The following is a 13,651-nucleotide window of genomic DNA, read 5'->3' on the forward strand; positions in this document are numbered from 1 at the left end:
TCACGCACTCCTCTCAGGCGTTTTCTCGTCATGCGCGGGAGGGTCGGTGCGGTACCAGCCGGTGATGATCGAGCGCAGTTCGTTGATCGGGCCGGCGGCAAGGATCATCAGGATGTGGATGATGAAGAAGCCGACCAGCAGCAGCATGACGGTGAAATGGATGGTGCGCGCCGTCTGCCGGCCGCCGAGCACCTCGTTGAGGAACGGCAGCACCGAATTCATGCTGGGCGACATGGCAAGCCCGGTGATGACCATCAGTGGCAACAGCACGAACAGCACGCCGCCATAGGCCATCTTCTGCAGCGTGTTGTATTCGCGGGTGTGATGGAATTTCAGCCTGGCGTGGTCGATGATGTCCTGCGGCAGCCGCTTGAGGTCGTCGAGGCGTGGTGCCAGATCGCGCCTGATATGGCCGTTGACCAGGCTGGCGACGAGCCAGACGATCAAGGTCGTGGTCAGGATCCAGGCGAAGAAGAAATGGATGACGCGGGCGGTGCCGAGATCATAGTAGGACGGGATGGTCGCCCAGGACGGGAAGCCGCGCGCCGTCTCATTGCCTGCCGGGCCAGACCAGCCGAGCACGCCGGTCGTGTCGAAGCGATGGCCAAAGATTTCGGTGTAGCCGCGCGTGCCGACGCTCGTGTTCTCGGCGCCGATCTCGAAGATGGTGTTGTTGTAGCCGAAACCGGATTGCTTGCCGATATAGAGCTGCGGCCGGGCGTTGAAGATCTGCAGGCCGGAAAGCAGCATGAAAAACAGGGAGATGGCCCAGAGCCAATGCGTCAGCCGCGTCCAGCGTGACTGCCGGTAGATCAACGGCCTCTCCGTTGATGCGGGACTGCCTGGTCCGGTGGCGGATTGGCTTCTGGCAACCGATTCCATCTTGTCTCGTCTCCCGGCATCGCAGCACTACATACGCGCTCATTGTCCTCCTGATACGTCGCGATCCAAACCGATGTTTCATCCGATCACGGATTTATTATGGACTGCCCAGGCTGACGGCGAGGTTGACGGCGGCGGCGACGATGACCGTGTTGAAGAAAAACGACAGGATCGAATGGACGAGCACGACGCAACGCATATGCGTCGTCGAGATGTTGGTGTCGGCGGTCTGCGCGGTCATGCCGATGACCGCCGAGAAGTAGAGGAAATCCCAGCCTTCCGGCCGTTTGTCGCCTGGGAACAGCAATCCGCCGACCGGGATTTTCTTCTTGGTCTTGGTGTCGACCTCGTCGCCGTCCATCCAGTAGACATGGGCATAATGGAGCGCCGCCATGGCATGAATGGTGAACCAGCCGAGTGGGATCGACAGCAGCGCGAAGCCGAGCTCGACGGGATTGCCTTTGTCCTTCTGATTGATCAGCAGGAACAAGGAGACAACGGCAACGCCGACGACAACAAGCGTCACCGCGAAGATGACCAGCACGGGCAGGTCGGTGGCTCGCGCATTCTTGCTCAGATACTTGTCGGTGAATGTTGGCATCTGGCTGACGACAAGAATGACGTAAGCGGCAAAAAACGCGTTGGCGCCGATCGAATAGGCGAGTGGGGCATGCAGCAGCAACGCCACAACAAGCACCATGGCCCCGAAACAGGCCGACATTGCGAACAGCATGTGGCGCTGAAAGGGGGTCTTGATCGGAGGTTCGGCGGCCATGGCGGTCTCCACCCTGGGTGACGCTCGGTTTCTAATTGGGTGTGGCGGATTTCAGGGCGCGTCGCAAGATGCGGTCGAGTTCGCCGAGGAATCGTGAACGGTCCTGTGGTGCAAAGCTGGCATTGTAACCCTTGCTTTCGCCGGTCTCGCGCAGATGCTGCTTGAGATCGCGCATGGCCACCGCCATGCCGATGGTTTCCGGCGTGAACGGGCGCCCGGTAGGCCCAAGCACATGCGCGCCGAGGGCTACGGCGCGGGCGGCAAGGGGAATGTCTGCGGTGATCACGATGTCGTTGGATTTTGCGTTCTCAACAATCCAGTCGTCGGCAGCGTCGGCGCCCTTGGAGACGACGACATTGCGGACCATCGGGTCACGCGACGGCCGCAAGCCGCCGTTCGAGACATAGGTGACGACGACGCCAAGACGCTCGGCGACTTTTTCGACCTCGGCTTTCACCGGACAGGCGTCGGCGTCGACATAGATGGCAGGTGCGGGCATTGTCTCTCCAAAACGGACAGGGGCCGGAAACGTGTCCGGCCCCTGCCTGGAATCTTACAGCGTTCAGGCCGGCAAAGCGCCCGACTTTTTCGCCGTCCAGGTGGCGATATAATCCATCAGGCCTGGATTGAGGCAGTCATAGGGCTCCAGCCCGATCGTCTTCAGCCGTGCCCGGATGCCGTCCATCCGCTTCGGGTCGACACCGGATTCGATGATCGACGAGACGAAAGCAGTGAAACCGGGCGGCGACCAGCCATCCTCCTGGAAGCGCTCGGGGTGGATGAAGGTCAGCCCCTTGAACGGATGGTCGCGCTCGACCGGGCCGTGCATGTGGACACCACAGCCGGTACAGGCATGGCGCTGGATGAGGGCACTTGGGTCAACCACCTTGAGCTTGTCGCCGTTCTCGGTGACGGTCACGTCGCCGGTGCCGGCAACGGCAACCACCGAGAACACCGCGCCGTCCGGCTTCCAGCATTTGGTGCAGCCGCAGGCGTGGTTGTGGGCGATCTGGCCCTTGACCTTCACCTTGACCGGCTTGCTGGTGCAGGCGCAGACCAGTGTGCCGCCGGCAAAGCTCGCGCTCTCCTTGGGCAGGCCATTGTCGATTTTCGGATGCAGTTTCTCCGCCATTTTCTTCTCCTCCCAGTTGTGAACCACAGAGGTCGCTGGCCGGTCGGTCGGCGGCTTGTGGCTTTCTTCAGTAAACGACGACGCTCCTGATCGACTTGCCCTCATGCATGAGGTCGAAGCCCTTGTTGATGTCCTCGAGCTTGAGCGTGTGAGTGATCATCGGGTCGATCTGGATCTTGCCGTCCATGTACCAGTCGACGATTTTGGGCACGTCCGTGCGGCCGCGCGCGCCGCCGAAGGCGGTGCCCATCCAGGTGCGTCCGGTGACCAGCTGGAACGGCCGCGTCGAAATCTCCTGCCCTGCACCCGCGACGCCGATGACGACCGACTTGCCCCAGCCGCGATGCGAGGCTTCCAGCGCCTGACGCATCACCTTGGTGTTGCCGGTGCAGTCGAAGGTGTAATCGGCGCCGCCGATCTGGTCGGCGCCGCGCTTGGTCATGTTGACGAGATGAGGCACGACATCGCCGTCGATCTCCTTCGGGTTGACAAAATGCGTCATGCCGAACCGCTCGCCCCATGCCTTCTTGTCGTTGTTGAGGTCGACACCGATGATCATGTCGGCGCCGGCGAGCTTCAGGCCCTGGATGACGTTGAGGCCGATGCCGCCGAGACCGAAGACCACCGCCGTTGCGCCTTGCTCGACCTTGGCGGTGTTGATGACGGCGCCGATGCCGGTGGTGACGCCGCAGCCGATGTAGCAGATCTTGTCGAAGGGGGCGTCCGGGTTGACCTTGGCGACCGCGATCTCGGGCAGCACGGTGAAATTCGAGAAGGTCGAGCAGCCCATATAGTGAAAGATCTTGTCCTTGCCGATCGAGAAGCGCGACGAACCGTCGGGCATCAAGCCCTGGCCCTGCGTGGCGCGGATGGCGGTGCAGAGATTGGTTTTCCTCGACAGGCAGGACGGGCACTGGCGGCATTCCGGCGTGTAGAGCGGGATGACATGGTCGCCCTTCTTGACCGAAGTGACGCCCTTGCCGACATCGACGACGATACCGGCGCCTTCATGGCCGAGGATGGCGGGAAACAGGCCTTCCGGATCGGCGCCCGAAAGGGTGAACTCGTCGGTGTGGCAGATGCCGGTCGCCTTGATCTCGACCAGCACTTCGCCCTCGCGCGGGCCGTCGAGGTCGACCTCCATGATCTCCAGCGGCTTTCCAGCGGCGACGGCAACAGCGGCGCGGGTCTTCATCAGGCAATTCCTCCAAAAGGCGATTTTTGCGCAAGCTTTCAGGTTTTGCCCTGGCGATCAACAGCTAGCTGGTTCCAGGCTTGGGCCAGCGCGGAGAATTTTAATCCCATACCGATTGAAGCAACGCGATTTGTCCAGCCAGCTTGACCGCGCCGGCACAGGTCATAAAAGGAACTGCCGACCCGAGGGATATCTGCATGTTCACCAAGATCCTGATCGCCAATCGTGGCGAGATCGCCTGCCGCGTCATCAAGACGGCGCGCAAGATGGGCATTGCCACGGTCGCGGTCTATTCCGATGCCGATCGCGATGCCGTGCATGTCGAGATGGCCGACGAGGCGGTGCATATCGGGCCGTCACCTGCGGCGCAGAGTTATCTCGTCCCTGAAAAGATCATCGCCGCCTGCAAGGAAACCGGAGCTCAGGCCGTGCACCCCGGCTACGGCTTCCTGTCGGAGCGGGCTGCCTTCTGCGAAGCGCTGGAAGCTGAAGGCATCGTCTTCATCGGGCCGAAGCCCAAGGCGATCAAGGCGATGGGCGACAAGATCGAATCGAAAAAATTCGCCAACGCGGCCAAGGTGTCGACGGTTCCGGGGTGGCTCGGCGTCATCGAGAATGCCGACCATGCCGAAAAGATCGCCGGCGAAATCGGCTATCCCGTGATGATCAAGGCCTCGGCCGGCGGCGGCGGCAAGGGCATGCGCATCGCCTGGGACCAGTCGGAAGTGCGCGACGGCTTCGACCGGGCGCGCTCGGAAGCCAAGAGCTCGTTCGGCGACGACCGTGTCTTCATTGAGAAGTTCGTGGTCGATCCGCGCCATATCGAGATCCAGGTGCTGGCCGATGCGCATGGCAACACACTCTATCTCGGTGAGCGCGAATGCTCGATCCAGCGCCGCAACCAGAAGGTGGCGGAAGAAGCGCCGTCGTCCTTCCTCGATGCCAAGACGCGAAAGGCCATGGGCGAACAGTCGGTGGCGCTGGCCAGGGCCGTCGACTACCAGAGCGCCGGTACGGTCGAGTTCATCGTCGACAAGGACAAGAACTTCTATTTCCTTGAAATGAATACACGATTGCAGGTTGAGCATCCGGTGACTGAGCTCGTCACCGGCGTCGATCTGGTCGAACAGATGATCCGCATAGCGGCAGGCGAGAAGCTCGCCTTGAAGCAAAGCGACATCAAGCTGAATGGCTGGGCGGTGGAAAGCCGGCTCTATGCCGAGGATCCCTATCGCAACTTCCTGCCGTCGATCGGCCGGCTGACGCGCTACCGGCCGCCGGAGGAAGGGAAATTCGGCGATATCGTTATCCGCAACGACACCGGTGTCACCGAGGGGTCGGAGATTTCGATGTTCTACGATCCGATGCTGGCGAAGCTGTGCACCTGGGCGCCGACTCGCATCGAGGCCATCGACGCCATGTCGGAAGCGCTCGATAGTTTTGTGGTCGACGGTATCGAGCACAACATTCCGTTTCTTGCAGCGCTGATGCAGCACCCGCGCTGGCGGGAAGGGGCGATATCGACGGCATTTATCGCCCAGGAATATCCCGACGGTTTCGCGCCGATCGTACCCAACAGCGAGGAAAAGGCCGTGCTGGCGTCGATCTCCACCGCGGTGGAGCTCTTGCGCCGCGACCGGCTCGACCGGCTGGGCGGGCGGCTGGCGCCGCATTCGGGAGCGCTCAAGCGCGACTGGGTGGTGAAGATTGGCGAGGATTATCTGCAGGTATCCATCCGCGAGGGCATGATTTCCATTCCGATGGAAATCGACCTGTCGATCGACGGCGGCAAGGCGCTGACTGTATCCTCCGACTGGCGGCCGGGCGACCTGATCTGGCGCGGCACGGTCGGCAAGCGCAGGGTTGCCGCCCAGATCCGGCCCGTCGCCAACGGTCTTCGCATTGCCTGGAAGGGCATGTCGGTGACCGCCCGCGCCATGCTGCCGCGCACCGCCGAGTTGGAACGGCTGATGCCGGAGAAGGTGGCGCCGGACACGTCGAACCTGCTGCTCTGCCCGATGCCCGGCCTCGTCGTGTCGATCGCCGTTACCGAAGGCCAGGAGGTCAAGGCCGGTGAGACGCTGGCCGTGGTCGAGGCGATGAAGATGGAAAACGTGCTGCGCGCCGAACGCGACCTGGTCGTCTCGAAGCTCAATGCGAAGCCGGGTGACAGCCTCGCGGTTGACGCCGTGATCATGGAATTCGCCTGAGCAGGCAATGGAACTCTGTGGTCGGCGGTCGTTTGTGCTGGACTGGTATCGCCCGGTCCCGGACAATACATCTCCATCGACTCAGAGCCTTCGGCAGCGCGAGAAACCATGGCGGATGACAAACTTCCACGCGACCCCCTGAAGCGCGAGGCCGCGATTGCGGCCGCGCGGCCGGAGGTGCCTGCGCGGCCGTTCGTCCATCTGCGGGTGCATTCGGCCTATTCGCTGCTCGAGGGTGCGCTTCAACTCAGCAAGGTCGTCGGCCATGCGGTCAAGGACGAGGCGCCGGCCATCGCCGTTACCGATACAAACAATCTGTTCGGCGCGCTGGAGTTCGCGCAGAAGGCGGTGAAGGACGGCATCCAGCCAATCATCGGCTGCCAGATCGCGCTCGCCTTTTCCGGTGAAAACAGCGACGGCCAGCGTGATCGGCGCCGCCAAGGGCCGGAAATGCGGCCGGTGGTCCTGCTCGCCGCGACCGAGGCCGGCTATTCCAATTTGGTTCGGCTTGTCAGCGGCGTCTATCTGGAAACACCCCCCGGCGAGGCGGTGCACCTGACCACCGACACGCTGGTTGGGCGGGCAGATGGGCTGATCTGCCTCAGCGGCGGCCCGCGCGGCCCGATCGGCAACGCCTTGAAGGAGGATCGCCGCGATCTGGCGGAGACACGGCTCCTGACGCTCAAGGCGCTGTTCGGCGACCGGCTTTATGTCGAACTGGACCGGGTTGCGGGCTACGACCGGGTCATCGAGCATCAGACGATCGATCTCGCCTACGCGCACGAACTTCCGCTTGTTGCCACCAATGAGGCGTTTTTCTCCTCTCGCGACGATTATGACGCGCATGACGCGTTGATCGCCATCGCCGAGGGTTCGGTCGTTGCCGTCGATAACAGGCGCCGGCTGTCGCCGGACAATTTCCTGCGCAGCCAGGCCGACATGGCAAAGCTGTTCGCCGACCTTCCGGAAGCAATCGACAACACGGTCGAGATCGCACTGCGCTGCTCCTACTATCCAAAAACCCGCAGCCCGATCCTGCCTCGTTTCACCGGCGGCGATGCCTCGGACAAGGACGCGGCCGAAAAGGCCGAGGCCGCGGAACTCGCCCGCCAGGCGCGCGAGGGGCTGGACGCTCGACTTGCGCTGCACGGGCCGACCCCTGGTTACACGGTCGAGCAGTATCGCGAGCGGCTCGAATTCGAGCTGGGCATCATCGAGAAGATGAAATTTCCCGGCTACTTCCTGATCGTTGCCGACTTCATCAAATGGGCCAAGGCGCAAGGCATTCCGGTCGGGCCGGGCCGTGGTTCAGGTGCCGGATCGCTGGTCGCCTATTCGACGACCATCACCGACATCGATCCGTTGCGCTTCTCGCTGCTGTTCGAGCGCTTCCTCAATCCGGATCGCGTGTCGATGCCCGACTTCGACATCGACTTCTGCCAGGATCGCCGCGAAGAGGTGATCCGCTACGTCCAGCAGAAATACGGCCGCGACCAGGTCGGACAGATCATCACCTTCGGTACGCTGCAGGCGCGCGCCGTGCTGCGCGACGTCGGCCGTGTGCTGCAGATGCCTTATGGCCAGGTCGACAAGCTGTCCAAGATGGTGCCGCAGAACCCGGCCAATCCGGTCAAGCTCGCGGATGCCATCGCCAATGAGCCGCGCTTTGCCGAAGAGGCCGAGAGGGAGCCGATCGTCCAGACGCTACTCGACATGGCGCAGAAGCTGGAAGGCCTCTACCGCCACGCCTCGACGCACGCCGCCGGCATCGTCATTGGCGACCGGCCGTTGTCGGAGCTGGTGCCGATGTACCGCGATCCGCGCTCTGACATGCCGGTCACCCAGTTCAACATGAAATATGTCGAGCAGGCTGGGCTGGTGAAGTTCGACTTCCTCGGCCTGAAGACGCTGACGGTGCTGGAAACGGCGGTCAAGCTGATCCGCCGCCGCGGCATCGACATCGATCTGGCGACCATCCCGCTCGACGATCCCGACACCTACGCGATGCTGTCGCGCGGCGAAGTCGTCGGCGTGTTCCAGGTGGAAAGTGCCGGCATGCGCAAGGCGCTGATCGGCATGCGGCCCGACTGCATCGAGGACATCATCGCGCTGGTGGCGCTCTATCGGCCAGGCCCGATGGAGAACATCCCGACCTACAACGCCAGAAAGCATGGCGAGGAGGAGATGGCCTCGATCCATCCCAAGATCGACCATCTGGTGAAGGAGACGCAAGGCGTCATCGTCTACCAGGAACAGGTCATGCAGATCGCGCAGGAACTGTCCGGCTATTCGCTCGGCGAAGCCGATCTTTTGCGTCGCGCCATGGGCAAGAAGATCCGCGCCGAGATGGACAAGCAGCGCGAACGTTTCGTCTCGGGTGCTGTGGAGCGCGGCGTCAACAAGCCGCAAGCCGACTTCATTTTCGACCTGCTGGCCAAGTTCGCCGACTATGGTTTCAACAAGTCGCATGCCGCCGCCTACGCTGTCGTCTCCTACCAGACCGCCTATCTCAAGGCGCATTATCCGGTCGAGTTCCTGGCGGCGTCGATGACGCTCGACATGGGCAATACCGACAAGCTGGCCGACTTCCGCCAGGATGCGTTGCGCCTCGGTATCGAGGTTCTGGCACCGTCGGTGATGACGAGTTTCCGGCCTTTCGAGGTCGGCGAGAACCGCATCTATTATTCGATGGCAGCGCTCAAGGGCGTCGGCGACGCGGCGGTCGAGCACATTGTCACTGTCCGTGGCGAAAAGCCGTTCAAGAATCTCGCCGATTTCTGCGAGCGGGTCGATCCCAAGATCGTCGGCAAGCGGGTCTTCGAAAGCCTGATCATGGCTGGCGCGCTTGACTGTTTCGGCCACGACCGCGCTGCGATGCTGGCTGGCGTCGAACGGATGATGGGTCTGGCGTCACTTGCCCAGCAGAATGCCGTTTCCGGCCAGGCTGACATTTTCGGAGCCTCGCTGGGCGCTCAGTCGCAGGCGCTCAATCTGCCGCCGACGGACCCATGGCTCGCCGCCGACCGGCTGCACCGCGAATTCCAGGTCGTCGGCTTTTATCTGTCGGCCCATCCGCTCGACGAATACAAGGCAGCGCTGCAGAAGATGCGGGTGCAAAACTGGGCGGAGTTCTCGGCAGCGGTCAAACGCGGCGCCTCCGCAGGCCGTCTGGCCGGTACGGTGACCAGCAAGCAGGAGCGCAAGACGCGCACCGGCAACAAGATGGGCGTGGTGGCCTTTTCCGACACGTCTGGCCAGTATGAGGCCGTGCTGTTTTCGGAAGGCCTGGCGCAATATCGTGACCTCCTGGAAGCCGGCCGCTCCGTCGTCATCACGGTCGCTGCGGAGGACAGACCCGAGGGCGTCAATTTGCGCATCAACTCGGTCCAGTCGCTGGAGGACGAGGCAAGCCGCATCCAGAAAGCACTGCGCATTTTCGTCAGAAACGATGGGCCAGCCTCGATCATCCAATCCCAGCTTACCCAGCGCGGCGAAAGCCAGGTGAGCATTATCGTGATCAAGGAAGAGGCGCAGGGCGAGGTCGAGATTGCCTTGCAGGGCGGCTACCGCGTCTCGCCGCAGATCGCCTCGGCGATGCGCGCCGTGCCTGGCGTGGTCGAAGTGGAGCTGGTGTGATCTCCGCTGTTGGGAGGCTTCGGCCTCTGCCGCTCGTGTCATCGCGATCGGCATGAAGGTCGCGGAGAAGGAAGCACCGCAGGGCGATTCTGCATTGGTGCGGCTGCGCCAAAGGCTGCGCAAGCTCTTCCATGGGCGCACACCCGCCGCTTTCCGGTTTCAGGTGGCTGCAATCGCCATCGATCTGGCAATCATCGCCTTCTTCATAGCCACACCGGTCATCCAGCAATCGGCCTCGTTCCTGTGGCTGGATTATGCCGTGGCGGCACTCGTCGGCGCCGATCTGATTGCCAGGCTGCTGGCCTCCAACGACATGCTGCGCCTGATGAAGCAGCCGACCTCCTGGGTGGATGTCTTCATCCTGTTGACGCTGCTAATGCCGACGGCGCTCGCCAATCTCGGCTTTTTGCGCATCCTGCGGCTATGGTCGCTGTCGCGCAACGGTTCGATCTGGCGGCATTTTGAGATGCGTGGGCTGAGACCCTGGCGCGAGGCGAGCCACGCGGTGATCAACCTTTTGACGTTTCTTTTCGTCATCACCGGCTTTGTCTACACCTTCTTCTTCCGCAACGGAGCCGGGCTGGAGAACTATATCGACGCGCTGTATTTCACCGTCGCTACGGTAACGACGACCGGCTTTGGCGACATCGTGCTGCCGGGAATGGCCGGCAAGCTGACAGCGATCGTCACCATGATCATAGGCATATCGCTGTTTGTCAGGCTGGCGCAGGCGATCTTCCGGCCGGCCAAGGTGTTCTTTCCCTGTCCGCAATGTGGATTGCAGCGGCATGAGCCGGATGCGGTGCATTGCAAGGCCTGCGGGCATGTTCTCAACATACCCGACGATGGAAACTGACCGGCGGCGACGCTACGATGCCGCGACTTCAGCCGGCTGTGCCGGCTTGCGCTGCAGGTTGAGCAGATTGCCCATCAGGATCAGCAGCGCGCCACCCGCGGTGAAGGCGTCGATCTGTTCCTTGTAGAGCAGCCAGCCGACCAGCGCCGATAGAGGCACGCGCAGGAAATCCATGGGCGAAATGATGGTCGCGTCGGCATAGGTGAGCGCGCGCGCCATGCAGAAATGCGACGACATGCCGGTGAAGGCGATCAGCAGGATCCACGGCCAGAGTTCTAGCGATGGGGTTCGCCACACGTAGAGCGCCGGGATGAGGCCGACCGCTGACTGGATGATCAACATCCAGAAGATGATGCGCACGACGCTGTCAGTCCGCGTCAGCGATTTGACCAGCACCAAGGAGATGCCGAAGCAGACCGCTGCGCCCAGCACGATCAGATGCCCCGGATCGACCGCGTTGACGCCGGGACGGACGATCACCACCACACCGATCAGGCCGAGCACGACCGCCGCAAGCTTGGGACGGCTCAGCCTTTCGCCGAGAAAAGTCACCGCCAGGATTGCTGTCCAGATCGGCGTGGTGAATTCGATCGAGATCAGCACCGCCAGCGGGATCAGCGTCAGCGCGTAGAGCCATGCCGCCTGGCCGCTGTAGTGGACGACGTTGCGGGCGATATGGGCGAGGGGGCGCTGCGTGCGCATCGCCGCAAAGCCGCCGCTCGTCAGCACCAGCGGCAAAAGGATGAAGAAGCCGATGACCGAGCGCAGTTCCAGCACCTGGAAGACGTTGAGTTCGGCTGTCGTGGCGCGGCCGGCGATCGACATCCCCAGGAAGGAGGTGATTGACAGCGCCATCCAGAACGCAGCCTTGGGGATCGAGGGGGTGGGCGCCATGGCTGTTATCTCGCAGGCCGGGGCTTTTGCCGCAATCGCTAGCTGATGTATTCTTCTGGGCCAGCTGCCGCGGCCTGCTTGCGATGCTGGCGGAACCTGACACGGGCACGGGCGTTGAGTCCCGATATTTTATCCCTGCTGCCTTTCCATATCGACAAGGAGAGTTTCATGAAACGATACGCGCAAGTCGCGCTTGCTGGCTGCCTGGTGATTGCCGCAGGCGCAGCTCACGCCGACGAGACCAAATTTCTCCAGTCGTTCAAGGGTAATTTCGCCGGCAAGGGCACTGTCCAGGTCACCACGGACGTGCCGAACGTCAGTGTGTCCTGCAGCTTCAAGTCGAACGCGACCTCAACCTCGCTCTCGCTGGATGGCAATTGCCGTGGTCTCGTTGTGGTGTCGCGGGCTATCAGCGCCGATCTGAAGGTCACAGGGGCGAAGTACAGTGGCGTCTATGTCGGGTCTCGCACCGGGCCGGCGCAGCTGAATGGCAGCCGGTCGGGCAACGCGATCAATCTCGGCATCCTCTGGGCGAAGGACGTCAACGGTGATCGCAAGGCCAAGATGACGGTCGAGAAGCGCGGCGAGAACGGGATCCGGCTGACGGTCATCGATACCGACCCTAAAACCGGCAAGAGCGTGGTGACGAGCAGGATCGATCTGACGCGCACCTGATGGGCTCAGTCTTCCAGCGGCTCCGGCGGGTGGGCGTGGCCCCTGCCGAACGTGTAGCCGGTCTCCACCGCCTTGCGGCCGAACTTGTCGCGCAGCGCATCGATGGCGCCTTCGGCCATGGCCCGCTTGCGTGACTGGACGTCGACCAGATCGGGCGGGTCAGCCTTGTCGTCGTCCGAGAGATCGCTGACGCCGATGCCCAGCAGTCGAAATTTCGTTCCGTCGGTCTCCTTGCGCAGAAGCTCCACCCCAGTCTGAAAGATGCGGTCTGCGAGCCGGGTTGGATCGCCGAGCTGGCGGTTGCGTGTGCGCAGCTTGAAATCCTGGGTCTTCAGCTTCAGCACCACCGTGCGCCCGGCAATGCCTGACTTCTTCAGCCGCGACGAGACCTTTTCCGAAAGACCCCTCAGCACGGCCATCAGCTCTTCCAGCGACGCGATGTCGGTGTCGAAGGTGGTTTCGGCCGATACGCTCTTGGCATCCTGGTCCGGGTCGACGCGGCGCACATCCTCACCGCGTGACAGGCGGTAGAGCCGGTCGCCCATCACGCCGTAGCGGCGCATCAGGTCCGCGCGCTCCATCTTCTGAAGCTGACCAATGGTGCGGATGCCGTCGCGCTCCAGCGTGGCATTGAACGCCTTGCCGACGCCCCAGATCATGGTCACTGGCTGATCAGCCAGGAAACCGACCGCCTCGGCCTCGCCAATGACCGAAAAGCCGCGCGGCTTGCGGAAGTCCGAAGCGATCTTGGCGAGGAATTTGCAATAGGAAAGCCCGGCCGAAACGGTGATGCCGATCTCCTTCTCTACCGCCTGTGCAAAGCGCGCCAGCACCACCGCCGGCGGCAGGCCGTGCAGCCGTTCGGTGCCGGCGAGGTCGAGAAACGCCTCATCGATAGACAGTGGCTCGACCAGTGGGGTCAGCGCCTGCATCATGGCGCGCACCTCGCGGCCGACGCGCACATATTTTTCCATGTTGGGTGGGATCACGACCGCTTCGGGGCAGGCCTCGAGCGCCTTGAACATCGGCATGGCCGAGCGCACGCCGCGGATGCGGGCGATGTAACATGCTGTGGAGACCACCCCGCGCTTGCCGCCGCCAATGATCAGTGGCTTGTCCTTGAGCGCCGGGTTGTCGCGTTTTTCGATCGCCGCGTAGAAAGCGTCGCAATCGATATGGGCCAGATGCAGCCGGTAGAGCTCGGGATGGCGGGCAAGGCGAGGGCTGCCGCAGCGCTCGCAGCGGCGCGTTTCACCGCGCTGAAACGTCAGGCAGTCGCGGCAAAAACCGTGATCGGGATTGTTGACAGGGGCCGCCATCGCTGCGAACATAAAGAGAACAAACGCAATGGTACGACAGTGCAAGGCCAGCGACAAGCTTGGCCTGGGGAGAACCG

11 protein-coding genes are annotated in these 13,651 nt (G+C 62.6%); 4 read left to right on the forward strand and 7 right to left on the reverse strand.

The window, feature by feature from the left end; translation table 11 throughout:
- From ACZYHG_RS21565 to ACZYHG_RS21585, 5 genes are all read right to left on the reverse strand, one after another.
- Entirely contained in the window at window positions 1–882 is an 882-nt protein-coding gene (locus ACZYHG_RS21565; RefSeq protein WP_464610292.1) for a cytochrome b/b6 domain-containing protein, read from the reverse strand.
- A 97-nt stretch (window positions 883–979) separates the two neighbouring features.
- Window positions 980–1,657, reverse strand: coding sequence for a DUF1345 domain-containing protein (locus ACZYHG_RS21570; RefSeq protein WP_464610293.1), 678 nt, complete (start codon window positions 1,655–1,657; stop codon window positions 980–982).
- A 31-nt stretch (window positions 1,658–1,688) separates the two neighbouring features.
- A complete protein-coding gene (locus ACZYHG_RS21575; RefSeq protein WP_464610294.1) occupies window positions 1,689–2,156 on the reverse strand; it encodes a YaiI/YqxD family protein in 468 nt (155 codons plus the stop codon).
- A gap of 63 nt (window positions 2,157–2,219) precedes the next feature.
- Window positions 2,220–2,789: an S-(hydroxymethyl)glutathione synthase gene (gene gfa / locus ACZYHG_RS21580; protein ID WP_027058776.1), complete on the reverse strand. Its 570-nt coding sequence runs from the start codon at window positions 2,787–2,789 to the stop codon at window positions 2,220–2,222.
- Window positions 2,790–2,856: 67 nt separating this feature from the next.
- Window positions 2,857–3,984, reverse strand: coding sequence for an S-(hydroxymethyl)glutathione dehydrogenase/class III alcohol dehydrogenase (locus ACZYHG_RS21585; RefSeq protein ID WP_464610295.1), 1,128 nt, complete (start codon window positions 3,982–3,984; stop codon window positions 2,857–2,859).
- Window positions 3,985–4,181: 197 nt separating this feature from the next.
- Here ACZYHG_RS21585 and ACZYHG_RS21590 point away from each other — a divergent pair, with 197 nt between their 5' ends.
- From ACZYHG_RS21590 to ACZYHG_RS21600, 3 genes are all read left to right on the forward strand, one after another.
- Window positions 4,182–6,194 carry an acetyl-CoA carboxylase biotin carboxylase subunit gene (locus ACZYHG_RS21590; protein ID WP_464610296.1) on the forward strand — a complete coding sequence of 671 codons (2,013 nt, stop codon included), beginning with the start codon at window positions 4,182–4,184 and terminating at the stop codon, window positions 6,192–6,194.
- A gap of 108 nt (window positions 6,195–6,302) precedes the next feature.
- Window positions 6,303–9,830, forward strand: coding sequence for a DNA polymerase III subunit alpha (gene dnaE, locus ACZYHG_RS21595; RefSeq protein ID WP_464610297.1), 3,528 nt, complete (start codon window positions 6,303–6,305; stop codon window positions 9,828–9,830).
- A gap of 52 nt (window positions 9,831–9,882) precedes the next feature.
- Window positions 9,883–10,686: an ion channel gene (locus tag ACZYHG_RS21600; protein WP_464610298.1), complete on the forward strand. Its 804-nt coding sequence runs from the start codon at window positions 9,883–9,885 to the stop codon at window positions 10,684–10,686.
- 12 nt (window positions 10,687–10,698) lie between these two features.
- Here ACZYHG_RS21600 and ACZYHG_RS21605 read toward each other — a convergent pair whose 3' ends face one another.
- Entirely contained in the window at window positions 10,699–11,580 is an 882-nt protein-coding gene (locus ACZYHG_RS21605; RefSeq protein ID WP_464610299.1) for a DMT family transporter, read from the reverse strand.
- A gap of 168 nt (window positions 11,581–11,748) precedes the next feature.
- Between ACZYHG_RS21605 and ACZYHG_RS21610 the strand changes: the two genes are divergently transcribed.
- Complete coding sequence (locus ACZYHG_RS21610; protein WP_464610300.1) at window positions 11,749–12,255, forward strand: hypothetical protein; 507 nt, start codon at window positions 11,749–11,751, stop codon at window positions 12,253–12,255.
- 5 nt (window positions 12,256–12,260) lie between these two features.
- Here ACZYHG_RS21610 and ACZYHG_RS21615 read toward each other — a convergent pair whose 3' ends face one another.
- Window positions 12,261–13,586, reverse strand: a complete 1,326-nt coding sequence (locus ACZYHG_RS21615; RefSeq protein ID WP_464610301.1) for a DNA polymerase IV — start codon at window positions 13,584–13,586, stop codon at window positions 12,261–12,263.
- Window positions 13,587–13,651: the final 65 nt, after the last annotated feature.

It is taken from the genome of Mesorhizobium subarcticum (genome assembly GCF_055456085.1).

Bases quoted from the DNA above. Each gene is read 5' to 3' on its own strand.
- ACZYHG_RS21565 (WP_464610292.1), bottom strand. From the start codon at position 882: ATGGAATCGGTTGCCAGAAGCCAATCCGCCACCGGACCAGGCAGTCCC.
- ACZYHG_RS21570 (WP_464610293.1), bottom strand. From the start codon at position 1,657: ATGGCCGCCGAACCTCCGATCAAGACCCCCTTTCAGCGCCACATGCTG.
- ACZYHG_RS21575 (WP_464610294.1), bottom strand. From the start codon at position 2,156: ATGCCCGCACCTGCCATCTATGTCGACGCCGACGCCTGTCCGGTGAAA.
- gfa (WP_027058776.1), bottom strand. From the start codon at position 2,789: ATGGCGGAGAAACTGCATCCGAAAATCGACAATGGCCTGCCCAAGGAG.
- ACZYHG_RS21585 (WP_464610295.1), bottom strand. From the start codon at position 3,984: ATGAAGACCCGCGCCGCTGTTGCCGTCGCCGCTGGAAAGCCGCTGGAG.
- ACZYHG_RS21590 (WP_464610296.1), top strand. From the start codon at position 4,182: ATGTTCACCAAGATCCTGATCGCCAATCGTGGCGAGATCGCCTGCCGC.
- dnaE (WP_464610297.1), top strand. From the start codon at position 6,303: ATGGCGGATGACAAACTTCCACGCGACCCCCTGAAGCGCGAGGCCGCG.
- ACZYHG_RS21600 (WP_464610298.1), top strand. From the start codon at position 9,883: ATGAAGGTCGCGGAGAAGGAAGCACCGCAGGGCGATTCTGCATTGGTG.
- ACZYHG_RS21605 (WP_464610299.1), bottom strand. From the start codon at position 11,580: ATGGCGCCCACCCCCTCGATCCCCAAGGCTGCGTTCTGGATGGCGCTG.
- ACZYHG_RS21610 (WP_464610300.1), top strand. From the start codon at position 11,749: ATGAAACGATACGCGCAAGTCGCGCTTGCTGGCTGCCTGGTGATTGCC.
- ACZYHG_RS21615 (WP_464610301.1), bottom strand. From the start codon at position 13,586: ATGTTCGCAGCGATGGCGGCCCCTGTCAACAATCCCGATCACGGTTTT.